This is a genomic window from Prevotella sp. AGR2160 (assembly GCF_000424185.1).
GTDB lineage: Bacteria > Bacteroidota > Bacteroidia > Bacteroidales > Bacteroidaceae > Prevotella.
This window is the reverse complement of the sequence record NZ_AUJK01000010.1, coordinates 29,584-55,978: the sequence shown is the minus strand read 5'-3', so window position 1 is coordinate 55,978 and position 26,395 is coordinate 29,584. Positions and strand designations below refer to the sequence as shown.

General features: G+C 52.7%; 25 protein-coding genes and 1 tRNA gene. 20 read left to right on the top strand and 6 right to left on the bottom strand.

The genetic code is table 11. The annotated features are described in order from the left end of the window. Positions 1–34: 34 nt before the first annotated feature. Genes G604_RS0108120 through G604_RS0108100 form a run of 5 tightly spaced genes read right to left on the bottom strand, consistent with a single transcriptional unit; the run spans position 35 to position 3,166 of the window. The gene (locus tag G604_RS0108120) at positions 35–412 is read right to left on the bottom strand and encodes a VOC family protein (protein ID WP_028910127.1); all 378 of its coding nucleotides are present in this window, start codon (positions 410–412) and stop codon (positions 35–37) included. Between the two features lie 15 nt (positions 413–427). Next, entirely contained in the window at positions 428–1,015 is a 588-nt protein-coding gene (locus G604_RS0108115; RefSeq protein ID WP_028910126.1) for a LysE family translocator, read from the bottom strand. Between the two features lies 1 nt (position 1,016). Beyond that, positions 1,017–1,241, bottom strand: a complete 225-nt coding sequence (locus tag G604_RS13945; RefSeq protein WP_036904998.1) for a hypothetical protein — start codon at positions 1,239–1,241, stop codon at positions 1,017–1,019. Continuing rightward, positions 1,238–2,755 (bottom strand): DNA methylase, encoded by a 1,518-nt coding sequence (locus tag G604_RS0108105; protein ID WP_028910125.1) that lies wholly within the window; start codon positions 2,753–2,755, stop codon positions 1,238–1,240. Before G604_RS0108105 ends, G604_RS13945 begins: the two co-directional genes overlap by 4 nt. Before the next feature lie 12 nt (positions 2,756–2,767). After that, entirely contained in the window at positions 2,768–3,166 is a 399-nt protein-coding gene (locus G604_RS0108100; protein WP_036905047.1) for a hypothetical protein, read from the bottom strand. A gap of 841 nt (positions 3,167–4,007) precedes the next feature. Here G604_RS0108100 and G604_RS0108095 point away from each other — a divergent pair. Beyond that, positions 4,008–4,649 carry a vWA domain-containing protein gene (locus tag G604_RS0108095; protein WP_028910123.1) on the top strand — a complete coding sequence of 214 codons (642 nt, stop codon included), beginning with the start codon at positions 4,008–4,010 and terminating at the stop codon, positions 4,647–4,649. Positions 4,650–4,662: 13 nt separating this feature from the next. Next, positions 4,663–4,735 (top strand) — tRNA-Arg (locus G604_RS0108090). A 107-nt stretch (positions 4,736–4,842) separates the two neighbouring features. Here G604_RS0108090 and G604_RS0108085 read toward each other — a convergent pair. After that, positions 4,843–5,253, bottom strand: a complete 411-nt coding sequence (locus G604_RS0108085) for a hypothetical protein (protein WP_155941891.1) — start codon at positions 5,251–5,253, stop codon at positions 4,843–4,845. A gap of 426 nt (positions 5,254–5,679) precedes the next feature. Here G604_RS0108085 and G604_RS0108075 point away from each other — a divergent pair, with 426 nt between their 5' ends. The 18 genes from G604_RS0108075 (at position 5,680) to G604_RS0107990 (ending at position 26,325) form a co-directional block, all read left to right on the top strand. Continuing rightward, entirely contained in the window at positions 5,680–8,967 is a 3,288-nt protein-coding gene (locus tag G604_RS0108075; protein WP_036904996.1) for a CHC2 zinc finger domain-containing protein, read from the top strand. Beyond that, the gene (locus G604_RS0108070) at positions 8,951–9,544 is read left to right on the top strand and encodes a hypothetical protein (protein ID WP_028910119.1); all 594 of its coding nucleotides are present in this window, start codon (positions 8,951–8,953) and stop codon (positions 9,542–9,544) included. The genes G604_RS0108075 and G604_RS0108070 overlap by 17 nt, the downstream gene beginning before the upstream one ends. A gap of 12 nt (positions 9,545–9,556) precedes the next feature. Beyond that, on the top strand, positions 9,557–10,336 hold the full coding sequence (locus G604_RS0108065; protein WP_028910118.1) for a ParA family protein: 780 nt from the start codon (positions 9,557–9,559) through the stop codon (positions 10,334–10,336). Next, the gene (locus tag G604_RS0108060) at positions 10,333–10,677 is read left to right on the top strand and encodes a hypothetical protein (protein ID WP_028910117.1); all 345 of its coding nucleotides are present in this window, start codon (positions 10,333–10,335) and stop codon (positions 10,675–10,677) included. The genes G604_RS0108065 and G604_RS0108060 overlap by 4 nt, the downstream gene beginning before the upstream one ends. Positions 10,678–10,903: 226 nt before the next feature. Then, positions 10,904–11,614, top strand: coding sequence for a hypothetical protein (locus G604_RS0108055; RefSeq protein ID WP_028910116.1), 711 nt, complete (start codon positions 10,904–10,906; stop codon positions 11,612–11,614). A gap of 19 nt (positions 11,615–11,633) precedes the next feature. Beyond that, entirely contained in the window at positions 11,634–11,957 is a 324-nt protein-coding gene (locus tag G604_RS0108050) for a DUF4134 family protein (RefSeq protein ID WP_028910115.1), read from the top strand. A gap of 63 nt (positions 11,958–12,020) precedes the next feature. Continuing rightward, positions 12,021–12,413, top strand: coding sequence for a DUF4134 domain-containing protein (locus tag G604_RS0108045; protein WP_081657711.1), 393 nt, complete (start codon positions 12,021–12,023; stop codon positions 12,411–12,413). 12 nt (positions 12,414–12,425) lie between these two features. Further along, positions 12,426–12,722, top strand: a complete 297-nt coding sequence (locus G604_RS0108040) for a hypothetical protein (protein ID WP_051220306.1) — start codon at positions 12,426–12,428, stop codon at positions 12,720–12,722. A 120-nt stretch (positions 12,723–12,842) separates the two neighbouring features. Next, a complete protein-coding gene (locus tag G604_RS0108035) occupies positions 12,843–15,545 on the top strand; it encodes a helicase HerA domain-containing protein (protein WP_028910112.1) in 2,703 nt (900 codons plus the stop codon). 41 nt (positions 15,546–15,586) lie between these two features. After that, positions 15,587–18,208 (top strand): hypothetical protein, encoded by a 2,622-nt coding sequence (locus G604_RS0108030; RefSeq protein ID WP_028910111.1) that lies wholly within the window; start codon positions 15,587–15,589, stop codon positions 18,206–18,208. 22 nt (positions 18,209–18,230) lie between these two features. Further along, entirely contained in the window at positions 18,231–19,007 is a 777-nt protein-coding gene (locus tag G604_RS0108025; RefSeq protein WP_231376096.1) for a hypothetical protein, read from the top strand. A gap of 11 nt (positions 19,008–19,018) precedes the next feature. Continuing rightward, complete coding sequence (locus tag G604_RS0108020) at positions 19,019–19,771, top strand: DUF5045 domain-containing protein (protein WP_081657710.1); 753 nt, start codon at positions 19,019–19,021, stop codon at positions 19,769–19,771. A gap of 12 nt (positions 19,772–19,783) precedes the next feature. Next, positions 19,784–20,908: a hypothetical protein gene (locus G604_RS0108015; protein WP_028910108.1), complete on the top strand. Its 1,125-nt coding sequence runs from the start codon at positions 19,784–19,786 to the stop codon at positions 20,906–20,908. A 20-nt stretch (positions 20,909–20,928) separates the two neighbouring features. Further along, positions 20,929–21,543 (top strand): conjugative transposon protein TraK, encoded by a 615-nt coding sequence (gene traK / locus G604_RS0108010; RefSeq protein WP_028910107.1) that lies wholly within the window; start codon positions 20,929–20,931, stop codon positions 21,541–21,543. Between the two features lie 5 nt (positions 21,544–21,548). Beyond that, on the top strand, positions 21,549–21,947 hold the full coding sequence (locus G604_RS13940) for a hypothetical protein (protein ID WP_051220305.1): 399 nt from the start codon (positions 21,549–21,551) through the stop codon (positions 21,945–21,947). Further along, positions 21,925–23,151, top strand: coding sequence for a conjugative transposon protein TraM (gene traM / locus G604_RS0108000; RefSeq protein WP_028910106.1), 1,227 nt, complete (start codon positions 21,925–21,927; stop codon positions 23,149–23,151). Before G604_RS13940 ends, traM begins: the two co-directional genes overlap by 23 nt. Before the next feature lie 19 nt (positions 23,152–23,170). After that, a complete protein-coding gene (traN, locus tag G604_RS0107995; protein ID WP_028910105.1) occupies positions 23,171–24,007 on the top strand; it encodes a conjugative transposon protein TraN in 837 nt (278 codons plus the stop codon). A 131-nt stretch (positions 24,008–24,138) separates the two neighbouring features. Continuing rightward, a complete protein-coding gene (locus G604_RS0107990) occupies positions 24,139–26,325 on the top strand; it encodes a type IV secretory system conjugative DNA transfer family protein (RefSeq protein WP_028910104.1) in 2,187 nt (728 codons plus the stop codon). Positions 26,326–26,395: the final 70 nt, after the last annotated feature.

Genomic DNA, 26,395 nt, shown 5'->3' with positions numbered 1-26,395 from the left:
TAGATTAGTAAGACTGCAATTCGGACATGTACTTTTAGCTATAGCTGCTTAGTTCCACGAGATTACCATCGGGATCTCTGACATACAGGCTGCGCATGACTCCGTGGGCACCATGACGCTCAACAATATCCGTCAGAGGTGTGATACCTTTGGCCTCTAATTCTCGTTTGACGGTTTGCAGGTCATCCTCTACTATCAGGCAGAAGTCTTGTGAGCCGTAGGTCGGATGGAGGGCAGCAGGCTGGAACTCACCTTTCTTCGTGTGGATGGAGATCTTCCCACTGGGGAAGTAGAGGCTATGATGGCCGTTACTCTCGCGGTGCTCCATGCCCAATGCCCCGACATAGAAATCGAGACAGGCCTTTAAGTCTCGTGTCGTTACGACAAAATGGTCGATGTTCTTAATCCTCATAATGATACTTTTTCGTCAATTCAGCAGTATGTATATTGCGCAGGCAGACAAAAGAATTGCCATGACAGTGTTTGTCTGCTTGGGGTATCGGTTGTAGAAATCATGCAGTCCGGCACCGGCTAAGAGATAGACGAGATTGGCACCTGGACCGGCTATCTCAAGCAATGCCGTCATAATCAGCAGGTCGGATAAATTGTTTGAATAGGGCAGTACGAATGTTGTGTATGCCATGAGGTCAAAGATGACGATCTTTGCGTTGGTAAGTTGTACGACCATTCCTGAAAGAAATGTACAAGTATGGTCACTTGTTTGTGCTTCGCCTTTGCTGCGGTAGATTTGCCATGCCAAATAAAGTATGTAGGCGCAACCAACATATTTGAGCCATACAACGTACTTGTCCATCATCGCTCCGACGAGGTGGGTAACCACTGCACCTAATGTTGCGGCAACAGTAAAGCCAGTGAGTAGTCCGAACCACATTGTCATCGCCTTCTTCGTTCCATTCTTCATTGAACAATGGAGCGAGAAGAGATTGGCGGGTCCTGGCGTGAAACCCACAAGGACGATTGCCAACAGAAGAGAAGGGAGTAATGTGATGGGCATATCAATATATTTTTTTAATGTCTGACAAAGACTCGTCTTCCACCGGCGTATTCCTCCTCCTCACCTCCGCTTCCTGCTTCTTCTGTGCTTCCTCAATGGCTTTCTCGTAGCCGGTGAGGGCAGCGAAGGGGGAGAACTGGGCGGCGCGGTTGTACATGCTCATCCGGGGGTGCCGCTGTGAGACGTGGTGCGGAAGATTGATGATGTCGTCGTAGTTGTCTGTCATGCCTTGTGTCCTCCTATCTGATTGTTCCGTTCTTTCTGTGTCGCGCCCTCAGCGTAGTTCAGTCCGCGCAGCAGGGCGTTCTTGCCAAACTCCTTCTTGATCTTCAGTGCCGCCTCCTGCAACCGCCGTTCCTTGGCAGCCGCGTTCCGCTCCTCCTTCTGTTCCCGTGCCTCCGCCTCATAGTCGGTGAAGAGGTCGAGCTGTACGGGCGAGCTTTGCAGTTGCCGCTGTGCCTCGTCCTCACTGATGACGTGGTTGACGGTGATGTTCAGCCGCCGGACGAGCAAGACCGGGTTGACGATGCGGTCGTAGAGCTCGGTGACGGCATGGATGATCTGCTGCGAGGAAGACGTGGGGTGGCCCAACGCCTGCGTGCCATGGGCGTGCTTCGGTACACTGCGGCCATACCAGTCGGTAGTAACTTCCCCGTGATATTGCGCTCGGATAGCAGGATTGGTGAGACTCTCGCGGTCGTAGCCCACCGTGAGCACGATCTGGTCGCCCACGAGATGCTTGTCAACCAGGTCGAGCGACAGCGCGTCCGCCATCTCACGCGCCACCACTCGGCCTTTCTCCGCCGTATACGCACTTTGCAGCACCTGACCGCTGCCCAGGGAGTTGGTCTCCGGCCTGTACGCCTTGATATAGTCCATCGTCACCGGTTCCCAGCCCCAGGCGTGGTCGATGATGAGCTCTGCGTTGACACCGAACATCCGGTAGAGCAGCTCCTCGTTGTTGACCGACATCCTCGCCAACTGTCCCATCGTCTCGATGCCGATGCTGTTGAGCCTTGCCACGATGCCGCGTCCGAAGCGCCAGAAGTCGGTCATCGGCTGATGGTCCCACAACTTTCTGCGGTAGCTCATCTCGTCGAGCTCGGCAATGCGCACTCCGTCCTTGTCTGCCGGGATATGCTTCGCCACCACGTCCATCGCCACCTTGCAGAGATAGAGGTTCGTGCCGATACCCGCCGTGGCGGTGATGCCCGTCGTGCGCAGCACATCGCGGATCATCGTCATCGCCAGCTCATGCGCCGTCATCTTGTAGGATTGTAGATAGTCGGTCACGTCGGCAAAGATCTCGTCGATGGAGTAGACGTGGATGTCCTCCGGCGCAATATATTTGAGGTAGATGCCGTAGATCTCACTGCTCACCCTGATGTACTCCGCCATCCGCGGCGTGGCGGCGATGTAGTCAGCCTCCCAGTCGGGGTGCTCCAGCAGTTCCTTGGCGAGAAACGACTTTCCCGTGAACGGCTTGAAGCCGATGGCCTTGCGCCGCTCATAGTTCACCTCCCTCATCTTCTCCACCACCTCGAAGAGCCGGGCGCGTCCGCCCAGTCCGTAGGCCTTCATCGAGGGCGACACGGCCAGGCAGATGGTCTTCTCCGTGCGGCTCACGTCAGCCACGACAAGGTTGGTCGTCAGCGGGTCGAGTCCCCTGGCGACACACTCCACCGAACTGTAGAAGCTCTTCAGGTCGATGGCCACGTAGGTCCTGTTCTTGTCGGTCAATGGTTCAGTCGGTTAAACTAATTCTTCCCAAAGGCTCTGCGGCAGATGGATATTCTCCACATCAACAGCCTTCTCAAACAGCGGAGCGATGTCGTCGGGCGTAAATCCGGCGATGCCACAGCCGATGGGCGTGACGAGGAACGTCTGTTCGGGATGTGCCTTGGCATAGCTGACAAATTTATCCACATAGGGTTGGATCGTCTCTACCCCGCCCTGCATGGTGGGAATGGCATAGCTCTGACCCTGCGGGCCGTCGCCGTTGCCAAGGACAGCGCCGAAATAGAGACGCGCCGTCCGTGCGGCACCGCCTCCGTGCATACCGGCGAGGTTGCTGCCGAAAACGAAAATCTCGTTGGGCTTGAGTGAGGTGATGTATTCGGGTGTGATGCGGTTGGAATAATCTTTCTCCATAGTTGGTGGTATTTGGATTGAAAACGGCAGCGGACTTGCAGAGACAGGCATCTTTGTGTCGAACTCTTTATCGTACATAATTTCTGAGTTGACTTCACAGGTCGGTGCCACATAATAACGTTTGAAATAAGGGATGACGACATCCTCCATCAGCCGGTGGTATTTCTGTGTCACGGCAGAAGGGGTGATGCCCAACTGTGCGGCCACCTCCTTGCCCTTGAAACCCTCAATGAGCATCATCTGAAGGATGATGGACGATCGGTGGTCGCGGCCTAACACGTCAGAGCAAATCTCATAGACTGTGTTGCGGAAGTCCTCAGAGAAGTTGTTGTCGGGGACGTCGAAGCGAAGACTGGCCTTCTCCATCCGCTCCTCGAAGCTCTGCGAGCGGTGCTCCTTGTTGTAGTCCTTCAGGCGGTCGAGCAGCACGAAGCGGAAGCCATTGATCATCCATGTCTTCAGCGTCATGCCGGGCTTGCGGTCCTCCAATTGGCGGAAATCGTGTTTGTCAAGGGAGAGGTAATACTCATGGGCAATGCTGTAGAAGTCGAGTCCCACTTTCCAATCCAGTTCATAGCGCTTATTATATATGTGGTAAGCGATGCGGCAGACGCCGTAGAAATAGTCACGGGTGATCTGCGGGTCACGGTTCCGCAATCCTTCGATAATCTCTTCGTCGGACAGTCCGACGGTGGTTTTCTTATTTTGCTCTTTCGCCATCTTGCTACAAAATTAATAAAAAAATTGCTCGGCACTTAATTTTTCCATGCCTTTATTCTTTTAAAAGATAAACGAGCTCGGAAAATTAAGTTTAATAACAAAAATAATAAGGAGAAAAGCTATGAAACGAGTATTCAATCTGATTATTGTCGACGAGAGCGGCAGCATGTGTGTCATCGAGAAGCAAGCCCTCATGGGGCTCAACGAGACGTTGGAGACGGTGAAGAAGATGCAAGGACTCCATAAGGACATGGAGCAGCGCGTGACGCTCATCACCTTCGACAGCTCGCACAAGCGTTACGTCTTCGACGATGTGCCCGCAAGGGCCACGCACAAACTCACAAACAAGGACTACCGCCCCGGTGGTGCCACACCGCTCTACGACGCTATCGGCATGGGTATCAGCAAGCTCAACGCCCAGACCACTGCCGACGACCATGTGCTGGTCACCATCATCACCGACGGCGAGGAGAACTGCTCAGAGGAGTATAACCTCACGATGATCAAGACGCTTATCGGGAAGCTGAAGAAGCAGAACTGGATGTTCACGCTCATCGGCACCGACAACCTCGACGTGGAGGGCATGGCTGGTGCGATGGCTATCGACAATCACTTGGAGTTCAAGGAAGACGAGGCTGGAACGAAAAGAATGTTCGCCCGTGAGTGTCGCGCCCGCGCCCGCTACAACGAGTGCATGGCTTTCAGTACACCGATGCCAATGGGCAGCTACTTCGAGGAAGACGAGAAGAAAAATAAAGGGTAGTTGCTTTGCTGATGATTCCGTAGCTCAATGGATAGAGCGTCTGCCTCCGGAGCAGAAGGTTGCAAGTTCGAGTCTTGTCGGAATCACTGACAGAAGAATCGAATTTTTACTATACCAGAAAAACGTGAAGAAGGCAAAGAATAGGATATGCGTTCCCGTTCTTTGCCTTCTTTTCCTATTCAAGCAATTATTCTTATTCCTCTCGCTTGATATTGTTGTCTATCTGTGCCTGCAACATATTATTCATACGTTTCAGGGCATCAATCGTTTCGTCTTTTGCCTTGATGACAGACTCCTTGTTATCCAAATCTTTGCGGAGTGCCTGATTCTCTATCATCAGATTGGTACTGATAGACACGTTGCCGACAAAGTTGTTGTTTCCGGTAACGTTGTTCGTCTTGAATTTGCTGTCCTTTCGAAAATAATCCAAGGGCATGCCGAAAAAATCAGCCAGTGTTTCAAGCTTTGACAGACTGATGTCCTTCGTGCGGTGGAAGTAGCTCATCGTCTGCTTGCTCTTCTTAAAGAGCTGGGCGATTAAAGCCTGTTGCTGTTCTTTTGATAATGAAGCATACAGGTTGTCTATCATTTCCAAATTTAGCATAGTCGTTTACTTTTAAATTGTAATAAATGGGCGATATGATGTTAATAAAACCTAAAATGCTCAATAAGATATAATCTTATTTTTGTACATAATAGATTTTGTTTTAAATTTGCGCACAAAAATAAAAAAAATAATCGAGATAACCAATAGAATTTATGATTTTTCACTATAAATTATAGCAAGATGACAACAGCAAAAATTGCCACCTACTACAATTCGCTAGCGAAAAGAAAGAATGCATCTTCGGCACCACATCAAAGTCTTATACCAAGAGACTTTTTCACTCTGTGCCATCTTAAGATTTTAAGATGGCAGCATAATATCTCGGGGCGACCTACCATCCCCGTGAAGCCACGGGACTACTAAGCAACTAATAAACATAATCTTAAGAACTAATAAAATAACAAACTTAAAAAATAGTATGTTATGAGCTTTATCAAGGACAAATACATTGATATGGTCAAAACACGTGTTGACATTTGTAAACTCGTGCTTGACATGCATCCCGGAGTCACCTTGAAGTCTGCGGGTCCTCATCGAAAAAAATGCTGCTGCGTATTTCATAACGAGCGCACCCCATCCCTCATGTTGAATACCACCCTGAACCGGTTCAAATGCTTTGGTTGCGGCAAGGCAGGCGATGTCATTGAGTTCGTAAAGGAGAGCCAGGGCCTCGATTTCGTCGGAGCGGTTAAATATCTGTTGGATGTTTACTGTCCTGACGTCAATGCCAGCGACCTCATGGTACCACGGACCCCAGAACAGGAAGAGAACGACCGTCTCGCCGAGACCATGTTCATCTACAACGGTATGGCCCATCGCTTCTACGAGAATCAGTATGCAAGTGAGAATGAGGATGCGATACGCTGCCGTATGTATGCGGAAGGACCACCTGACGATGATACAAAAGGCCGATGGAACAAGGAGTTCTGCCGTACATTCGGCTTAGGATACAGTCCGCAATTTGGCAATAAGTTTCTCCAATTCGCCAAAGAGAAGAACCTCGACCTCTCCATTCTTGCAAGAATGGGTCTCCTGGGCGAGGACGAGCATCATCCGGGCAGCTACTACGATTTCTATCGTGACCGTCTGATGATTCCCCAACGCGACCGCTACGGCCGCATTCTGACGTTCACGGCACGAGCCATCAACCCTCATGCCACCATCAAATACATCAACGGCAGGGAGAGCCTTATTTACAAGAAGAGCACATCCGTTTTCGGCATAGACGTGGCCATGAAGGCTGCCCGTCAGTCAGGCAAAGTATATCTTGTAGAAGGTGCTCCTGATGTCATGCGTCTCCAGTCGTTGGGCATAGCCAACGTCGTCGCAACGCTCAGCGGCCACTGGACGAAGGAACAACTGTCCAATTTCTCATCTTTCGCCTGCAGTCTTTGCTTTATCCCCGACAGCGACATCCCAAAGCCGGGTGAGCAGTTCGGCGCCGGTGAGAAATTTGTCTTCGAGAACGGACGACTTGCCACGGAGATGGGTTTCCAGGTCTCTGTCAGAGAGATCCCCCGTGGGGATGTCAAACAGGATGCGGACTCCTACATCACTTCGTTGGGCAAATGGAATGAGCTCACAGAAAAGGACTTCATCCTCTGGTACGCCGAGAAGCAGTACGCTTCCGATGGCACTAATGACGAACAGCTGAAGGTCATCAGCGACGTCTGTGATATGCTTGTCAACGTCCAGTCAGACGTTCTCCAGGCTTCACTGCTCTCTGACTTGAAGGGCAAATACCGCAAGGGTTCCGTATGGAAGGGCGCACTCACTGACGCTGCCCGCCGGAGGCAGGAGGAGAAACGCCGTCAGGCCAACAGAAAGTCAGAGGAACTTCGGGGATACAACTTCTACCGGCGTGGCAATCATTATTACGATCTTGACCCCCAGGGGCGCGAGCGTGAATGGACCAACTTCGTCATCAAGCCGCTCTTTCTCATCACGGATGATGTCAAGCCCAGCCGCATCTTTGAGTTGCTGAATGAGAGCCATATGCGCCGTACCATCGAGCTGCAGCAGCAGGATGTCACAAAACTCGATCGTTTCAAGGAGAAGATAGAAGGCAAGGGCGACTTCCGTTTCTTCGAGCGTCAGGAGAAATACGAGATGCTGAAAGCCTATATCTACGGCAAGACGGAGGAAGCCCAGAGAGTCCCTCAGATGGGATGGAACAACATTGGCGAGAGCGGCTTCTATGCTTTCTGCAACGGCATCGTCTATAATGGCAAATGGCATCCTGTCGATGAGTACGGCATGATACGCCTCGACAAGGAGAACTTCTATCTTCCTGCCATGTCCAAAATCCACAAGAAGAACAAGATGGCCTATGTGAATGAGCGCCGCTACATTCACGCCCCCAAGCAGGAGGTCACGCCCCGGCAATACTTCACGCTTCTGCATGAGCTGTACGGTGACAATGCCGTAGTCTGTTATTGCTACTATCTCGCTACTATTAACCGTGACATCATCACGGACAGCACGCGTTCTTTCCCCATCCTCAATCTCTACGGAAAGAAAGGCACCGGCAAGACCGAGCTTGCCCTCTCTTTAATCAATCTTTTCCAGCGTAATCCAGAGGTCAGCAACCTTGAGAGCACCACCTATTATGCGATGGGCGACAAGTGTGCGGAGGTAAGCAACATGCTCGTCCATTTCGACGAGTACAAGAACTCCCTGAGCAAGAAGCACATCGATTTCCTCAAAGGTATCTATGACAGTGCCGGGCGCATCAAGCGTTCCGCTGATGGAGAACGGCGGGAGTCCACGAATGTTGATTGCGGAGTAGTCCTCTCCGGTCAGGAGATCCCGACAGCCGACATCGCGCTGTTTTCCCGCGTTCTCTTCCTTGAGTCGCACAAGAGCGAGCATACCAAGGAGGAGACCGACATGTACCACAGCTTTATGAAACTCCGCAAGATGCACCCCACGAACATCACCGTCGAATACATCCGCTATCGTGAAAATTTCAATGCAGGATGGTGCAACGCCTGGAAGCGTGCGTTGAAGGAGATTAAGAGTGAGGTAGACTACAACATTATTGGAGAGCGCTTCATCAACAACTGGGCGATGATGCTTGCGACCTATTACTGTCTTAGCAACTGCACCGACTCCCTTCCGTTCAACAGAAAGATGGTACATGACATCTGCATCGACCGTCTCAAATACCAGCACTCACTCTGCCACAGCACTGACGAGATAGCCATATTCTGGGCTATGTTCTCCAAGTCGCGGCAGTTGGGAGACATCCGTGAGGGTCAGGACTACAAGATCAAGGCCGTGGACAAGCTGACCGTCACCGTAAAGGGCGAGCCCCGCAAGGTCATTACGTTTGACAAGCCACGTCTTATTCTGTTCATTCGCAGCAGCATCTGTGTTGCCAAGGCCAATATCCAGGCCAGAAAAGAGGGCAAGGTGATGATACCGGACGAGTCGCTCATGTCGTACCTTATGGCTACACCGGAGTATTTTGGCAAGACCTACTCGCCGTTGAAGTTCCGTGTGCTTGATGAGCTTGGCACGCCGAAGAGAATCACCAACGACAAGGGAGAGAATGTTCTGGTCTTTGACCAGGAGCGTGTGCTTGCATTTGACTATGATGCCGTATGCGAGTGCAATGACATCAACCTCCAGACAATTACAGAGCGTATCAGCCAGTCACAAAACTCAGTAACTTCTTCAGACGATGCCAACGATGAACTCACAGCATAATATCTTTCCGCTCTTCTTTACCTTGGAGCACGTCAACAACGGCTATATTCTCACTGCCAGGCAGGAGACAGGCGGCATGACAGAAGCCGGATACCGCAAAGAAGTTGTTTCAGAAGACAAGATCAACGCGCGCATCGGCCAGCTTCTTCATTTGGATGCCCTCAGCAAGGAGATACCTGTCGTCTTCCATGTCGAGGCTGTCGGTGAAGGCACTTACCAGCTCGACCCGGAGGATCCTGCCGACGGTTTGACGGAGGCCAAGCTTGCCTACTTCCATTTCAGCAGCCGTTGCATTCCGGACGATTCCGTACTGTTACTGCACTTCACTGACACAAAGATGATAGAGGTCTATGGCACTGAGGCTGAGCGCGTCGCCAAGGCTAACGGCTTGCCATTGCTCAGGCCGGGTGGCATTCCGCTTCTCCAGTTTCCAGATACCAGGGAAGGTAAGGTCTCTGTAAGCAATCTTTTTGACAAGCCTACACTTGTAGAGGTCACGTCTCAAAAGATTACCGACTGGTACAGAAGTCATCTTGTGCAGATGGAAAAGAAGAACAAACAAACCTCGAACAAATAAAAGACTGAATAGATGAAAACAAAAATCATAGCCGTAGCCAACCATAAGGGTGGTGTCGGCAAAACGACCACTGTTGCCAATCTTGGCAGCATCCTGTCGGTGAAGGGGCATCGTGTCCTGCTTGTAGACCTGGATGCACAGGCCAATCTTACGGCTTCCCTGGTCGCCTCTATAGACGGTCCCTCTATCTATGAGGCATTGACAGGCAAGACAGACTGTTTGCCTATAGTATCTGTGAACAACCGCCTTCATCTCGTACCCGCCTCCCTGACGCTGGCCATGGCGGATGTGGAGCTTTCAACCGCCATAGCGCGCGAGCACATTCTGGCTGGTCTTCTATCCAAAGCCAAAGTTGAAGACAACTATGACTTTGTGCTCCTGGACTGTCCGCCGTCTTTGGGACTTGTCACATTGAATGCCATCACTGCGTCAACGGATGTTCTCATCCCTCTGATCTCCGAAGTCCTTCCTTTCAAAGGACTGACGATGATGAGCGACTTCATCAGCATGGTACGCCAGAAGCTCAATCCCCAAGCCCATATCTCAGGCATTGTCATCACGCGTTGGGAGAACAGCAAGCTTTCCCGCGGCATAGAGGAACGGCTCAGAGTGTGGGAAGGAGATGTTGTCTACCGAAGCAAGATTCGCAAGAACGTGCGACTTGCAGAAGCACCGTTGCAGAACCGCAACATCCTTGACTATGCTTCCGGCAGCAATGGAGCCAAGGACTATACATCTTTGGCTGAGGAATTCCTGGAACGCATGAATGAGGAAAAGGAGGTGGCAGTATGAAAAATAACGATCTGGATGCCCTGTTTACGGGGCTGACGGGAAACACTGACAGCATACAGGAGAACACTCCCGATAAACAGGTTCCCGGGAAGGGAAATAAGCACACGGCGGGTAAAGACAGACTCCGGCAAAAAACGTTGGAGCTTGCCCGCAACCAGGAGAGGTTCTGCACAATTGTCGATTCCGGTGTCCTGAAGAAGATCCGCACCATCGCCACACGCGAGGGACTTCAAATCAAGGATGTCGTTGAAGCAGCCTTCATCAAGGCCATTGACGGCTATGAGCGGAAACACGGGGTCATCGAAGAGAATTCGAAGCGGAAAGCCATCGATTTGTTCTGAACTCGTTGTCCTTAATTGAGCAGGAGCGGCAAGCGTCATTCGGCAGCTTGCCGCTCTTGCTGTCTTATTCCGTAATGTTGGTTCTATCACTATTTTTTCATCGAACCAATTCTTCAATTTAAGCCTCTATTGTGCTGTTTGACAATAGCTTTTCCAGTCTATACTATAGAAACGTGCTATTTTTGTGGTGGAAATATAATCATATTCATTACAAAAAGACGCGACTATGAGTCCATTTATAATTTTTGCCATCGTTCTCACCATCGCTGAGATTCTGTATTTCTCAGCCGCCATCTACATGGAATTGCACGCCAAGTCCAGGAAAGACAGTGGCTCTACGGAGAACATACCCCTTGGGGACGAGGACGACAGTACCGTTGTCCGGCCGAGGACAGTCACCGAGAATGTGGAGACCGGAGGTTTCGACATCACCGGCACATCATCCTCACCGGAGCAAGAGCAAATCACTGAGGCCGACGAGACGGATATCACGGCTAAAGCCGAGGATGAACTGCTACCGGCATCTGATGCGCCAGAAATCACCGAGGCAGACAACCGCCCCGCAGGAAGCAATGAGTCTCAGGAAGCTCATTCGGAGTCAGCACCCCAAGAGAAGTCCTCGGCACCGGACAATAGCGAAGTACTCATCCCGTCTGTCGGATTCATCGATGGTCAGAAGCCGGAGCAGGAAGCACGCCCTTTCGTCGAGGCGGAAGTGTTTAATCAGGAGCTGGTTGAGCCGCAATACGAAGTCAAGAGCTGTGTCGGCACTTCCGCCAATGACGAAATCGCACAAAGATTAGAAGGTATCAACAAGAACATGAAGAAGAACACCATCCTGGGCAACCTTTTCAAATCAAAGGATCTCAGCAACATTATACGAAACAATGCAGAATCCTTGAATATTGACAAAAGAGATGAATACACGCAGTGTTGACCCCAATAGCCGGCGGTATATGATTCTGGCCGTCATGCTCGGCATCTTCAGAGCCTCCCATGCCCGTTGCGGATCGGTAGACTACTCCTGGGGAGCCGACGGCCTTGCCGAGGCCACGGCCTTCGTCGGTACCATGATGATTTATACCGTCGAGATACTCTATGCGGTGGCAAGCATCATGGTCATCATCTCCGCCTTGCAGATCTGCATCAAGATGAACTACCATGAGGGGGACATCACCAAGAGTCTGATGATGCTCTTTGGCGGCATCCTCTTCATCATCGGAGCCTCCATCGTCATGCCCGCCCTTTATGGCTACCAGGACATGAACTTTATCTTTTAGACTATTTACGCGCGACAAAATAGGAAAACCATTCACAAATGTACAACTAAATTTTAATTGCCAATGAAAAAAATTATTAGCAAAGCCGTTTCCAAAGTGAAGGCAGCTGCCTCTTTCGTCTGCGACAAGGCAAAGGCATTCATCATTGCCGTCGCTGCCCTGTTCGGTACTTCCATGCAGGCTCTGGCACAGACGCTTGCCGGTACTGGCTATGATGCGGGTACCAACGCCCTTGAAGAGGTTGCCACGGAGCTCGTGAAGTACGTGCCCTACGTCGTCAATCTCTGTTACGCCCTTGCCGGTGTCGTCGCCATTGTCGGAGCCATCTCCGTCTATATCGCGATGAACAATGAGGAGCAGGATGTCAAGAAGAAGATCATGATGATTGTCGGAGCCTGCATCTTCCTCATTGCGGCAGCCAATGCCCTTCCTCTCTTCTTCGGTATCGGAGGCTGATCCCCACGGGCTATGACACAGATGAGTGACTCACAGATGGAATGCCAGATGTTCAAGGGGCTCCAGCGGCCGCTGGAGTTCATGGGACTGCAGGGTCGGTACATCACCTGGGCCGGTATTACTGCCGCTGTCGCCATCTTAGGCTTCATGCTCGTCTATGCTCTTTTGGGCTTTCTGCTGGCCCTGGTCTTTGCCGCTGTGACCATCACTGTCGGCATTGCCCTGATACTGGTCAAGCAGCGCAAGGGCCTTTACTCAAAGAAAATCGGCAGGGGGCTGTATGTCTTCGCCTGCCGTGAGCGCCTGTAATCATGACGATTGCATGATGCTGGAACTGCAACACTGTTGAATGAAAGGGGCGGGCACGGACGGTCATATCCGATGTCTGCCCCTGTCTGCAAACATCATTGAGAACTTAAAGAAAAAGTGATGACATTATACGTTATAATCTTCTTCGTGGCCGTCTGTCTGGGCATGGCAGTGTCTGTTTATTGCTTCGGTACGGGCAGCAAGCGCGCCAAGATCTTCAAGGAGATTTACTTCTCCATTGAGGACATAGAGGGAATGGGCGTGCTCTATACCAAGACCGGTGAGCTGTCCGCTGTCCTTTCCATGCGCAACCCCGTACAGAAGCACTGTGCCGACACCGCCGAGTACAATGCCTACGCCAATGTTCTGACCTCTCTGATGGCCACCCTTGGAGAGGGTTATGCCATCCATAAGCAGGATGTCTTCACCCGTAAAAGATACCGGGGAGAGGACAACGGTAAGCGTGAGTATCTCTCTGATAGCTACTTCCGCTATTTCAAGGGACGTGAGTACACCGACTGCACCACTTTTCTGACCATCACGCAGGAGAACCGGAAAGAGCGGCTTTTCAGCTACGATGGCCGCAAGTGGAAGGATTTCCTTGTCAAGGTCGGCAAGGTCCGTGACCAGCTCCGCGACCGTGGCATCTCCTCCCGTTTCCTCTCCGCTGACGAGGTGCGCCATTATGCTGACCAGTACCTTGCCCAGCATTTTACTGACGGGCATGTGTCGATGAGCAACTTCCAGGTCACTGACGACCACATCGGACTTGGAGCGCGCAAATTCAAGATGTACAGTCTCGTGGACGTTGACAACATCGTTCTGCCGACGCTTATCCGTCCTTACACCAATATAGAGGTCAACAACATCACCATGCCCGTTGACCTGATGACGATGGTTGACAGCATCCCGGGCGTGCTGAGTGTCGTCTATAACCAGGTTGTCTTCCTGCCAAGTCAGAAGCAGGAGATGAGCCGGCTGGCCAAGAAAAAGAACCGCCATGCCTCACTTCCCAATCCCAGCAATCAGATAGCCGTCGAGGACATCAAGAAAGTGGAGGAGCTGATAGCCCGCGAGAACAAGCAGCTCGTCTATTGCCATTTCAACCTTGTTGTTACCGTGGCCGCCGATGCCGACCTGCAACGCTGCACGAATCATCTGGAGAACGCCTTCGGGCGTATCGGCGTACAGATCAGTCAGCGCGCCTACAACCAGCTGGAGCTCTTCGTAGGCTCGTTCCCCGGCAACTGTTATTCGCTCAACAAGGACTACGACCGCTTCCTAACCCTCAGCGATGCCGCCAGTTGTCTGATGTATAAGGAACGTCTTCCCAAGAGTGAGGACACGCCGCTGAAGGTCTATTACACGGACCGGCAGGGTGTTCCCGTGGCCATCGACATCTCCGGCAAGGAAGGTGCCAGGAAGCTCACGGACAACAGTAATTTCTTTTGTCTCGGACCCAGCGGCAGCGGCAAGTCCTTTCATATGAACAGCGTCATCCGGCAGCTGTGGGAGCAGGGGACGGATGTTGTCATGGTCGATACCGGCAACTCCTACGAGGGGCTGTGCGAGTATGCAGGCGGCAAGTACATCAGCTATACAGAGGAGCATCCCATCACCATGAATCCCTTCCGCATCCAGCGTGAGGAGCTGAACGTGGAGAAAATGGACTTTCTTAAAAACCTTGTCATGCTCATATGGAAAGGCTATTCCGCTGTCCCCAGCAAGATAGAGGAACTGCTTATCGAGCAGGTGATCAAGGAATACTACGAGGTCTATTTCAACGGCTTCAAGGGTTACAGCAAGTCGCAGCGGGACGCGCTCCACAAGAAGCTGCTCATAGAGACAGCCACGGAGGGCAAGCCTACAGACACCAACGAGGATGTGGAGAACCGCATCAACAAGAGAATAGCGGAGATGGAGGACCGCCGTCGCGCGCTGGTTGTCAGCGAACTGTCCTTCAACAGTTTCTTCGAGTACAGCACGGCGCGCCTCCCGTATATATGCAACGAGAACCGCATCACCGGCATCGACATCTCCTCCTATAACTACTCTCTCTCAGAGTTCTACCGTGGCGGCACCTACGAGCGGACGCTGAACGAAAACATCGACTCCTCACTGTTCGACGAGACCTTCATCGTTTTTGAGATTGACACCATCAAGGACAACAAGACGCTGTTCCCACTGGTCACGCTGATCATCATGGACGTCTTCATCCAGAAGATGCGCATCAAGAAAAACCGCAAGGTCCTTGTCATCGAGGAGGCATGGAAGGCCGTCGCCTCTCCCATGATGGCGGAGTATATTCAGTATCTCTATAAGACAGCCCGAAAGTTCTGGGCCATGGTGGGCGTTGTCACCCAGGAGCTTCAGGACATCATCGGCAGTCCGATCGTCAAGGAAGCCATCATCAACAACTCCGATGTCACGTTCCTTCTCGACCAAGGCAAGTTCAAGGAGCGTTTCGACGACATTAAGGCCATCCTGGGACTCACCGATGTGGAGTGCCGCAAGATATTCACCATCAACCGGTTGGAGAATACCGAAGGCCGCAGTTTCTTCCGCGAGGTCTTCATCCGCCGCGGTCTCGTCAGTGAGGTCTATGGCGTGGAGGAGCCCCGGGAGTGTTATATGACCTACACCACGGAGCGGGCCGAGAAAGAAGCCCTGAAACTCTACAAGTCGGAGCTCGGATGCAGTCATCAGCAGGCTATAGAGGCTTATTGCCGCGACTGGACCCTTTCCGGTATCAGCAAGTCTCTGGAGTTTGCCCAAAAGGTAAACAAGGCCGGCAGGGTGCTCCGTCTTCAGAAGAAAACGTAAAATTCCCCAAACCCCATTACGATGAAAATAAGCCCATTACGATGAAACCAACGTTCGTCATACAGATTCTCCTTCTCACCTTGGCAGTGCTCCCTGTCAGGGCCCAGTATGCCAGCATCAATATCGACTACAAGACGATGGAGGGCATGACTGAGGCGTATGCGACGGAAGCCGTCATCGAGGCGTTGCACAACGAGAGCCTACAGAAGATCTACGACAGCTACCAGGCGGCAGGTGTCGCCAGCTCCGGCATTTTCTCTTCGAAGTATCTCGAACGCAAGGCACTGACCGACCTCAACCTGTGGAACGATGAGAAGGAGAACTATTACTATACGCGCATCTACAATATCGTTTCGAAGCGCATCATCCCCAAGACGGTCACCTGTGCCCGTCTGATGGTGGAGGATCCGTCTACCGCCATCTATTGGGGCAGCTACCTGTTGAAGACGACGGAGGACGTGAAGTCATTGTGCCAGCAGTTCGAGAGTGTCGTCACCAACAGCAGCCTGAGATTTAAGGATATAGCTTTTCTGGAGCTAAGCGATGAACTGAAAGCCATCGTCGACATAACCCAGTTGGGTGGTGTCGACTGGAAAAATCTCTTTGAGAATATCGGCAGCGACATCAGCGGCCGTTTCACCAAGGACCATCTGAAGGCAGACTTGGACAACCTCATCAACAAAGGGGTCGGCCTTGCCAATGCCGGTTACCGCAACAGTCTTGCCCAGTTGCTCCAGGGCACGAGTTTCGGAGGGACGTTCCTTGAGAAAGCCACGAGTGTGATCACTCTTGCTGACAATGCGAGCAACCTGTACGGCGACTTCAAGGACCTATCCACCAGGCAGTTTGTTGAAAAGCTGACGGGCATGAACAGTGTCAGCGAGCTGTTCAAACTCAGCGACTACAACATCACCGGTTGGCTGGACGACTACAGTCAGGCGGCCGTCGGACGGCACTACACCCAACGCGTGTATATCTACCGTCGTGACCGGGGCTCCGAGACGCTGTGCGACTATCGTCCGCCGACTGACGACAATGCCATTATCTATGGCGACCACTGGTACCGCATCAATACCCGCGATGCCGGTTTCACGCCAAGCAGCGCACAATATGAGGCTATCCTCTGCAACTCTGAGAATCATGCCGGATGGAGCCGACAGCGCGTCAGGGAGCTCAACAGTGCTAACCAACGCTATCATTACAACATGTACTATTCTCCCTCAGCTTATATCCTGAGCAAGAAGAAAAGCGGCCAGTATGCCAAGGCCTATGCCTATTCCATCCGGGTAAGCAAGTCATGGGATATCAAGGAGGAAGTCTACGAGGAAGTCTTTGACAGCTACAGCATGGACTGGAACACGTTCATGGCGCAGATGCAGGCACGCCTGACGCAGTATAACGCCAACGGCGACCATCAGGACATCAGCAACACCAAGGAGTTGGACGACTATATCAGCACACACAACGAGGAGCCGGACTACACCTATTATATCGGTTACGATACCCGCCGGTATTACGCTACTACCGATGCCGGGAAGCTGGCCGGTTCCTCATCCGCCACATTCAGCATCACCTGTCATGACGGGGGGACATTGGGCAAGGGCAGCACCACCTATAAATGCGGCGACTGTGGCAAGACCGTCAGTGCCCATACCCGTCAATGCTCCATGAGAACATCGTTGGGCAGTGATGACAGTGGAGTGGAGACCGCCGAGCTGCAAGCCCGTCTTGTTCGTCTCCAGCAGCAGGCGGCTGCCCTCCAGGCTCAGGTGGACCAGCTCAACAAAGAGAATAGTGAGCTGCTTCGTAAGATGTCCGGAGCCAGTGGCGAGGACTACGAGCGGTACAGAACAACCTACGAGAACAACAAGAAGAAAATCGCCGACTTGCAGTCGCAGCTTGACAACCTCAACGACGAGATTGTACAGACCCGGCAGGCCATCACGGAGGCCCAGGACGGCGAGAAGACGCAGACCGACGACTATAACCGCATCCCGCAACTGATGAAGGCGATGAAGGATGCCTATCAAGTCAGTTGGACAGACAACGGCAGCTGGTCGGGCAACACCTTTGTCAGACAGGGCACAGTGGGAAATGTCAAGGGAACAGTAACCTTCAAGGCCACGGTCTCCATCGCCCGCAAGCCCAAGTATTTCATGGGCATCAAGGTTCACCGTGCCATCGTACAGATAGACTGGAGCCTGACGAGCAGTTGGAGCGACACATCGGTGGCAGAGACCATGAGCCTTGATACCAATAAGTCGGATGAGGAGAACGCCCGGATTGTCAATCAGAAGATCAGCGAGCTGAAGAAAGCCCATCCCGACTGTGATGTCACGGTGGAATATGCCAGATCGAAGGAAGTGGAGGAGGACACCACGGAGGATGTCCACCACCTGCTGTGGGCGAGCGACCGGCTGGAGATAGCCCGTGGCATCGAGGCAAGGCTGGCACGCATCTATACCGATTTGGTCATGATAGAGAAATTCCTTCACTACCGCCACAGCCTTTTGGACTGGGCTAAGGAGCTGGCTCCCAAACTGAATGCCGACAGCAACCGGAAAATCAGCATCGCCGAGCAGTGCCACCGGCGATGGATGCGAAACGGCGGCAGTGCCAATTATCAAAGAGAAGATGAGGAGGACGATGACCGTTTCCCTTGATTCAACTAATAATATAAGGAGTATGAGTAATACCAATAATACAAGCAATACGGGCAATAAGCTCCGTTCTTTCGGGTATCGGCTGATGGCTGTACTGACGGTGATGCTGATGGGGCTTCCGCTTAGGCTCACGGCGCAGGTGCCAAGGGATATCCCGACGATAGAGGCGTACATCAATGACCACAAGAAGCAGCGCAGTCTGCTGTTGGCAAGGTCTGTCCTGGAAGAGAGCAACCAACTGCTCCACAAGACCAGTGAGGCGACGCACCGCCAGTACAGGGACATCAACATCGAACTCGACAAGTACACGCGTGCCTTCGACATCATCGACCTGGTTTACAGCACGGTGAGCACCGGTCTCAACGTCTATCGCACCTATGATGATGTTTCTGACAAGCTCGGCAAATACAAGGCACTGTTGTCGGAGTACAACGACAAGATCATCAAGCGACGGCGTATAGAGTCCGCCGACACGCTGCTCCTGGCCGTCAACGCCAGAGCTGTCAGAAACCTCAGTACGGAGTGCCGCAACCTCTATTCGTCCGTTTCTGTCCTTGCCGCCTATGCCAGCGGTCAGGTCAGCTGCACGCCCGCCTCGATGATGCTGATGGTGGAGAACATCAACAGGTCGCTTGACCGCATCAAGGACATTGTCAACGCCGCGTATTTCCAGACATGGAAGTTCATCCAGGCGCGGACAAGCTATTGGAAAGGAGAGCTCTACCGCTCCAAGACCCTCAGGGAGATGGCTGGAGAGGCCCTTGGCAGATGGAAAGGAGCCGGAAAATTAGGATATTAACATGAAACGATATGAAAACAAGCAGACGACACCTACTCATGCTGACAGCCATGCTGGTCAGCATTCAGTCGTGGGCACAGCACGTCACCTACAACCATGACGCTTCCAAGTACGGGCAGATCATGGTGATGGAGTTGGGGGCAGGCAGTCTGACCCCGGAAGTCTATTACAAACTGACGCACAACAGTTACAGAAAAGGTGCCAAGGCGCAGACCTCGGTCAAGAATACCCTTCGTACCGCCGCACAGATAGCCTCGCTGCCTCAGGTGGAGATGGCGGACAGCATCCAGAAAGACTTGGAGAGCCGGGCAAAGATTGAGGCCATGAACACCGCCGACAGACTGTTGGATGTCGCTTGGCTCACGGAGGGAGAGAAGATCAACAGCAGGCTGCTCGCCTTCAAGAATAACCTGAGCGCTCTCAGCGGCAAGGCGAGTCCCGAGGAGATTGATGCGTGGACGGAGCTGTCCAGGATGTACGATTTTGCCATCAAGACCATCCGCAAGGGCTACATGCCCAACAGTGAGCGGCAGAAGCAGTACCTTGCCATCTACGACGAGATTACCGCCACGAACGACAAGCTTATCCTACGTGTCCGCTTCCTTGCCACCAAGCAGCGGGCAGACCGGATCGTTACCTCCTTGGCCCGTTTCCAGCACCGTGTCGGCGAGAACGCAACAGCCGCCTACAACCGCTGGCGGGACAATGGCATGAAGACAAGGACCGGCAAGAAAGATAAAGACAATAACATCATCACCCCATAAACGATTACGACCATGCCCAACGACAGCACAGCAGTAGATTTCGGCATCAACCTTCTCGAAGAGGAGATTGACGACGTGATATTCCGCACGAATGAGTTCCTGACCGACGCCACGTTCACCGGCGGCCAGGGACCGTTCTGGTGGATTCTCCAGATGTCCATGGCGCTTGCCGGACTCTTTGCCATCATCATGTGTGCCAACATGGCTTACAAGATGATGGTCAGGCGCGAGCCCTTGGACGTAATGAAGCTCTTCAAGCCCTTGGCCATCAGCATCATCCTCTGCTGGTGGTATCCACCGGCAGACACTGGCATCGGCGGAGGCAACAGCACGTGGTGCGCCCTCGACTTCCTCAGTTACATCCCCAATGCCATCGGCAGCTACACCCATGACCTCTATGAGGCGGAGGCGGCGCAGGTGAAGGACCGGATGGACGACGTTCAGCAGCTGATGTACCAGCTCGGCGACGAGGCTTCCGATCCGATGTCCACCATCAAGGCAGCAAGCAATGCCGTGAGCGCCCTGCTTACCCAGGGCAGCGTACAGGACGTCACCGATGCCGACGCCGCGGCGGAGGACGAGAAGAACATCGTCAAGGCGGAGATGACGAGCACCTCTGCCGGACTGGTGATGCTGATAGACAAGATCATCATGCTTATTGCCCTGATAACGTTCCGCATCGGCTGGTGGGGCACCATCTACTGCCAGCAGATACTCCTGGGCATGCTGACCATCTTCGGACCCATCCAATGGGCGTTCTCGCTCTTGCCGAAGTGGGAAGGAGCGTGGGCGAAATGGATCATCCGTTACCTCACCGTCCATTTCTACGGGGCGATGCTATACTTCGTCGGGTTCTATGTGCTCCTGCTCTTCGATATTGTCATCAACATCCAGTACAACGACCTGATGGCGGTCACTGCCTCTGACGAGACTGTCGTCAACTACCTGCAGAACGCATTCTTCACAGCCGGTTATCTCATGGCAGCGAGTGTGGTGGCACTGAAATGTCTGAACCTCGTCCCCGATCTTGCCGCCTGGATGATTCCCGAGGGCGACACGGCATTCTCTACGAGAAGTTTCGGTGAGGGTGTGGCTACGTCCATGCGCCAGTCTGCCGGAAAGGTATTAGGAGTATAAACTATAAAATCCACAATATTATGGTTATCAAGAATTTAGAAAACAAGATTAAACTGGTGCTTATCATCTGCTCACTGTTTCTCGTAGGCTGTGTGGTCGTCTCCCTGGGCAGCATCTGGACAGCACGGACCATGGTTGACGATGCCCACAAGAAGATTTATGTCCTCGACGGCACGGTGCCGATTTTGGTCAACAGAAGTACGATGGAGGAGACGCTCGACGTGGAGGCGAAGAGCCATGTGGAGATGTTCCACCACTATTTCTTCACGCTGGCTCCCGACGACAAGTACATCAAGTACACGATGGAGAAGGCGATGTATCTCATCGACGAGAGCGGCCTTGCCCAATACAACGCCTTGAAGGAGAAAGGCTTCTACGGCAACATCATGGGCTCGAGTGCCGTGTTCAGCATTTTCTGCGACAGCATCCGTTTCAACAGGGACAGTCTGACGTTCACCTACTACGGCCGACAGCGTATCGAGCGACGCACGTCTATCCTCATGCGGGAACTCGTCACCGAGGGGGCGCTGAAGCGGGTGCCGCGGACGGAGAACAATCCTCACGGACTGCTCATCGTGAACTGGAGGACCATCCTCAACAAGGATCTTGACCAAAGAACGAAATCCAATTATTAGTAGCTATGAATCTCAAGAAAATCATCATCGGGGAGAAGATGCCCGACAAAAACGATCCGAAATACAAGGACCTTCACGACAGCAGTGTGAAGGCAGGAAAGACCTTTGCGGAGACAGTGCGGCTGGACAAGGCGGCAGCTAAGGTGCAGGGCTTTGCCTCCCGCTATCCGAAGATTTTTCTTTGCATCATTTTCGGCTTTGTCCTTTTCAGTGTGGCACTCAACCTCTACCGCATGTCCACGGCGGTGAGCCATAAGCGGCAGCCGTCGAGTGCCGTGGAGCGTCAGGAGAAGGAGCTGCGCTTCCGCCGCCATAACGGTGGCAGCAGGCAACATGTGGAGCGGACAACCCAAGTGTCGAACCCTACAAGCATCAGGAACTATGAGAATAACAGACAAGATTAATTTCCGGCAGCCGAAGTACATGCTGCCAGCCATCCTCTATCTGCCCTTGCTGTTCTTCGGCTATTTCTTTTTCCGCTTCTTCAACATCGAGAAGGTGGAGGTGGACGACAAGAAGCAGACTACGGCGTACTACAACGACAAGTTGCCCGATGCCAACCTCAAAGGCGACGGCATCGGTGACAAGTACAGCAATATGGTCAACAACTTCGGAAAGATCAAGGATGAGTCAGCCGTGGAGAACATCGAGCGTGGCGGCGACGAACAGAAGGAGGCGTACCAGTCGCAATACACCGATGCCGAGGTGGCTGCTTTGGACCGGCAGAGTGACGAAGCCCGGCAGTCGATGGAGCGGTTACGCCGGTTGCAGGAGCAGATCAAGGAGCAGCAGCAGAAAGACAATAACGTCAGTGGCAGCCACTACGGCAACACGTATGACGAACAGCGCACCCTGGAGGATCTTCAGAAGAAACTGACCAATGCCCGTGACGAAGGCTTGCGCGGCAGTGGTGTAGCAGCTGATGCCGGGAGCAATGACAGACCGACATCGGGCAGCCACTATGCCAAACAGAAGGAGCAGCAGACAGAGCAGAGGAAGACCGTCAATGATAAAGCTGTGAACGAAATTGCAGAGGAAGCAGAGGCTGAGGAGGTGGTGAAGCGGCAGAAGGAGACTTCCGAATACTTCAACACCATCGCCGTCAACGAGACGCAGCACAAGCTCATTCGTGCCATTGTGGATGAGGAGATAACGGCTGTCGATGGCAGCCGTGTCCGCTTCCGCCTTCTCGACGATATCGACATCGGTGAGCGCACGATAGCCCGTGGCACCTGTCTCTACGGCACACTCAGCGGCTTCGGCCAGCAGCGTGTCAAGGGCACCATCAAGAGTGTGCTCTATGAGGATGAGCTGATAAAAGTCCATCTGAGCATCTACGACACCGACGGGCTGGAGGGTCTGTATGTACCCAAGAGCAGTTTCGGCGAGACCGTCAGGGATGTGGCTGGCAGTACGGTGGGTCAGAACATGAGCTTCACCGACGGCTCCGTCTCTGGTGCTACGGCACGGTGGGGGCAGCAGGCACTGCAGAACGCCTATCGCAAGGCCTCAAATGCCCTGTCGAAAAACATACGGAAGAACAAGGTCCGGGTGAAATACGGCACGATGGTCTATCTCATCAACAGCAAGGACAAGCAGAAACGATAACAATAAAAACAGCAAAGCAATGAATACGCATAGATTTCTCTTTTTCATCATGTCCGTCTTTCTGTTCACTGCAGTGAATGCCCAAAAGACGATGGACTGCATGCAGCTCCTGACCGTCAACGAGAACATCACGACGGTCATCACCGCCAGTGAGCCGGTGAGGTTCGTGGACATCAGCACGGACAAGGTTGTGGGCGACCAGCCAATCAGCAACACCATCCGTCTGAAGCCCAAGGAAGGTGTGGAGGTAAACCGCGATGGCGACATCCTCGGTGTGGTGACCATCGTCACGGAGCGCTACCGCAGTCAGTACGGTCTGGTCTATACCTCGCGTCCGGAGGAAGCGGTGACCGACAAGACTATTCTGCTGGATGAGCGCACCCGTTACGACAATCCTGCCGTCAGCCTCTCCACGGAGGACATGGCGCGCTATGCCCGACGGATATGGCTCTCGCCGTCCAAGGGCATCCGCTCGTCGAAGAAGCACAAGATGCAGATAGCGTTGAACAACATCTACAGTGTGAGCGAGTATTTCTTCCTCGACTTCTCTGTTTATAATAGGACGAACATCCGCTTTGACATCGACCAGCTGAAGATAAAGCTTCAGGATAAGAAAAAAGCCAAGGCCACGACGGTGCAGACGATAGACCTGGAACCGGCGTTCACGCTCGACCGCTCTCCGTCGTTCCTCCATGGCTACCGGAATGTCGTTGTCATCAGAAAGCTGACCTTCCCCGATGACAAGATCCTCACCATCGAACTGAGCGAGAAGCAGATCAGCGGGCGTACCATCAGCCTGAAAGTCAAATACAGCGACGTGCTCAGTGCGGATGCCTTCAGCCGAAGCTTAAAATGATGATGTGACCACGCTGTGGTCATAGGGTGACCGGCTCATGGTCATAGCATGACCACGCTATGGTCACGGTATGACCATGCCTTAGTCATTCCGCGTCAACGTATCATTGTAACCCCAATCAAAGAAGAAGCATGGAAGAAAGCAAGGACCTGCAGTCCATCTACAAGATTTTCAGGACATTCATCTATCTGTCACTGGTCATCGAGTTTTTCGAGTATGCCATCACCCCCGGAATGCTGACGTTCTGGGGTGGCATCGTCGCGGACATTCACGGCAGAATGAAGCTGATGGACATCTACCAGGACGGTCATCTGCTTCACAGTAAAATTATGACCTTGCTCATAATCTGCGTGACCTGCATCGGCACGAGGAACAAGAAACATCTCGAGTTCAACGCCAAGCGTATGGTCATCTATCCGCTGTCCTTTGGCCTGATGCTGATGTTCCTCTCGGTGTGGATGTTCTACCGTGGCTGGCAGCCTTGTTTCTTCTCGCTCCCTTGCAGCACGTGGCTCTACTTCCTCATGTCGGTCGTGGGCACGGTGCTCTGTCATGTGGCGTTGGACAACATCTCGAAGTATCTGAAGGACGGACTGCTCAAAGACCGCTTCAACCTGGAGAACGAGAGTTTCCTGCAGAACGACAAGAAGATAGAGAACAAGTACAGTGTGAACATTCCCATGCGTTATTACTACAAAGGGAAGTTCCGCAAGGGCTGGGTGAATATCGTCAATCCCTTCCGTGGCACGTGGGTTGTCGGCACACCTGGCTCTGGTAAGACTTTCTCCATCATCGAGCCTTTCATCCGACAGCACAGTGCCAAGGGCTTTGCCGTCGTCGCTTACGACTATAAGTTCCCGACGCTGGCTCAGAAGCTCTACTACCATTACCGCATCAACAAGAAAGCCGGACGCACGCCTGAGGGCTGCGACTTCAATATCATCAACTTCGTCAACGTGGAATACAGCCGGAGGGTCAATCCCATCCAGTTGAAGTACATCAGCAATCTCGCTGCTGCCAGTGAGACGGCAGAGACGCTCTTGGAGTCATTGCAGAAAGGCAAGAAAGAGGGTGGAGGCGGCAGCGACCAGTTCTTCCAGACTTCCGCTGTCAACTTCCTCGCCGCGTGCATCTACTTCTTCTGCAATTATCAGAAGCGGCCCTACGACGAGCAGGGCAGGGAGCTGGCCTATGACAAGACTATTGACCCGGAGACGGGGATGGTCAAGCCGACGGGTGTCGTCCGCGATGCCGAGGGCAATGTCTGTGAGCCCGCCTATTGGTTGGGCAAGTACAGCGACATGCCGCATATCCTGTCTTTCCTCAACGAGAGCTATGATACCATCTTTGAGGTGCTGATGACCGATACCGAGGTAGCACCACTGCTCGGTCCGTTCCGTACGGCTTTTGAGAACAAGGCCATGGAGCAGTTGGAGGGTATGATTGGTACTCTGCGTGTGTTCACGTCCCGACTGGCCACGAAGGAGTCTTACTGGATATTCAGCAAGGAAGGCGATGACTTCGACCTGAAAGTCAGCGATCCGAAGCATCCCAGCTACCTGCTCATTGCGAACGACCCGGAGATGGAAAGCATCATTGGTGCCCTCAACGCCCTTATCCTCAACCGCCTTGTGACACGTGTCAACACCGGGCAGGGAAAGAATGTGCCGGTGAGCATCATCGTCGATGAGCTGCCCACACTTTACTTCCATAAGATTGACCGTCTCATCGGTACGGCGCGAAGCAACAAGGTGAGCGTGACGTTGGGCTTTCAGGAGCTTCCTCAGTTGGAGTCGGACTATGGCAAGGTCGGTATGCAGAAGGTCATCACCACCGTTGGTAATGTAGTCAGCGGTTCCGCCCGTGCGAAGGAAACCTTGGAATGGCTCTCCAACGACATCTTCGGCAAGGTGGTACAACTGAAGAAAGGTGTGACCATTGACCGTGACAAGACTTCCATCAACCTCAATGAGAACATGGACTCGCTGGTGCCGGGCTCAAAGATTGCGGACATGCCCACCGGCTGGATCTGCGGTCAGACGGCCCGCGACTTCATCAAGACCAAGACCGGCCGTGGCGGCAGCATGGACATCCAGGAGGCCGAGGAGTTCAAGACCAGCAAGTTCTTCTGCAAGACCGACTTCGACATGGCCGAGATTGCCAAGGAGGAGAAAGCCTATGTCCAGTACCCCTTGCCGAAGTTCTACAACTTCCCTTCCGTCGAGGCGCGTGAGCGCATCCTTTATGCTAACTTTCTGAAGGTTAATCAGGAGGTCAAGGACATGATAGCAGAGATACAGGAGTTCTATAAGAAGTGAAATGGATGAAAGTTCTCTGTTTTCACAAAATAAATTGAATAAGCCATAATTATTTACCCAATATTGTTGT

Bases quoted from the DNA above. Each gene is read 5' to 3' on its own strand.
- G604_RS0108050 (WP_028910115.1), top strand. From the start codon at position 11,634: ATGATTCTGGCCGTCATGCTCGGCATCTTCAGAGCCTCCCATGCCCGT.
- G604_RS0108070 (WP_028910119.1), top strand. From the start codon at position 8,951: ATGAACTCACAGCATAATATCTTTCCGCTCTTCTTTACCTTGGAGCAC.
- G604_RS13940 (WP_051220305.1), top strand. From the start codon at position 21,549: ATGAATCTCAAGAAAATCATCATCGGGGAGAAGATGCCCGACAAAAAC.
- G604_RS0108020 (WP_081657710.1), top strand. From the start codon at position 19,019: ATGAAAACAAGCAGACGACACCTACTCATGCTGACAGCCATGCTGGTC.
- G604_RS0108060 (WP_028910117.1), top strand. From the start codon at position 10,333: ATGAAAAATAACGATCTGGATGCCCTGTTTACGGGGCTGACGGGAAAC.
- G604_RS0108120 (WP_028910127.1), bottom strand. From the start codon at position 412: ATGAGGATTAAGAACATCGACCATTTTGTCGTAACGACACGAGACTTA.
- traK (WP_028910107.1), top strand. From the start codon at position 20,929: ATGGTTATCAAGAATTTAGAAAACAAGATTAAACTGGTGCTTATCATC.
- G604_RS0108065 (WP_028910118.1), top strand. From the start codon at position 9,557: ATGAAAACAAAAATCATAGCCGTAGCCAACCATAAGGGTGGTGTCGGC.
- G604_RS0108115 (WP_028910126.1), bottom strand. From the start codon at position 1,015: ATGCCCATCACATTACTCCCTTCTCTTCTGTTGGCAATCGTCCTTGTG.
- G604_RS0108100 (WP_036905047.1), bottom strand. From the start codon at position 3,166: ATGGAGAAAGATTATTCCAACCGCATCACACCCGAATACATCACCTCA.
- G604_RS0108075 (WP_036904996.1), top strand. From the start codon at position 5,680: ATGAGCTTTATCAAGGACAAATACATTGATATGGTCAAAACACGTGTT.
- traM (WP_028910106.1), top strand. From the start codon at position 21,925: ATGAGAATAACAGACAAGATTAATTTCCGGCAGCCGAAGTACATGCTG.
- G604_RS0108030 (WP_028910111.1), top strand. From the start codon at position 15,587: ATGAAACCAACGTTCGTCATACAGATTCTCCTTCTCACCTTGGCAGTG.
- G604_RS0108085 (WP_155941891.1), bottom strand. From the start codon at position 5,253: ATGCTAAATTTGGAAATGATAGACAACCTGTATGCTTCATTATCAAAA.
- G604_RS0108040 (WP_051220306.1), top strand. From the start codon at position 12,426: ATGACACAGATGAGTGACTCACAGATGGAATGCCAGATGTTCAAGGGG.
- G604_RS0108015 (WP_028910108.1), top strand. From the start codon at position 19,784: ATGCCCAACGACAGCACAGCAGTAGATTTCGGCATCAACCTTCTCGAA.
- G604_RS0108055 (WP_028910116.1), top strand. From the start codon at position 10,904: ATGAGTCCATTTATAATTTTTGCCATCGTTCTCACCATCGCTGAGATT.
- G604_RS0108095 (WP_028910123.1), top strand. From the start codon at position 4,008: ATGAAACGAGTATTCAATCTGATTATTGTCGACGAGAGCGGCAGCATG.
- G604_RS0107990 (WP_028910104.1), top strand. From the start codon at position 24,139: ATGGAAGAAAGCAAGGACCTGCAGTCCATCTACAAGATTTTCAGGACA.
- G604_RS13945 (WP_036904998.1), bottom strand. From the start codon at position 1,241: ATGACAGACAACTACGACGACATCATCAATCTTCCGCACCACGTCTCA.
- G604_RS0108025 (WP_231376096.1), top strand. From the start codon at position 18,231: ATGAGTAATACCAATAATACAAGCAATACGGGCAATAAGCTCCGTTCT.
- G604_RS0108045 (WP_081657711.1), top strand. From the start codon at position 12,021: ATGAAAAAAATTATTAGCAAAGCCGTTTCCAAAGTGAAGGCAGCTGCC.
- G604_RS0108035 (WP_028910112.1), top strand. From the start codon at position 12,843: ATGACATTATACGTTATAATCTTCTTCGTGGCCGTCTGTCTGGGCATG.
- traN (WP_028910105.1), top strand. From the start codon at position 23,171: ATGAATACGCATAGATTTCTCTTTTTCATCATGTCCGTCTTTCTGTTC.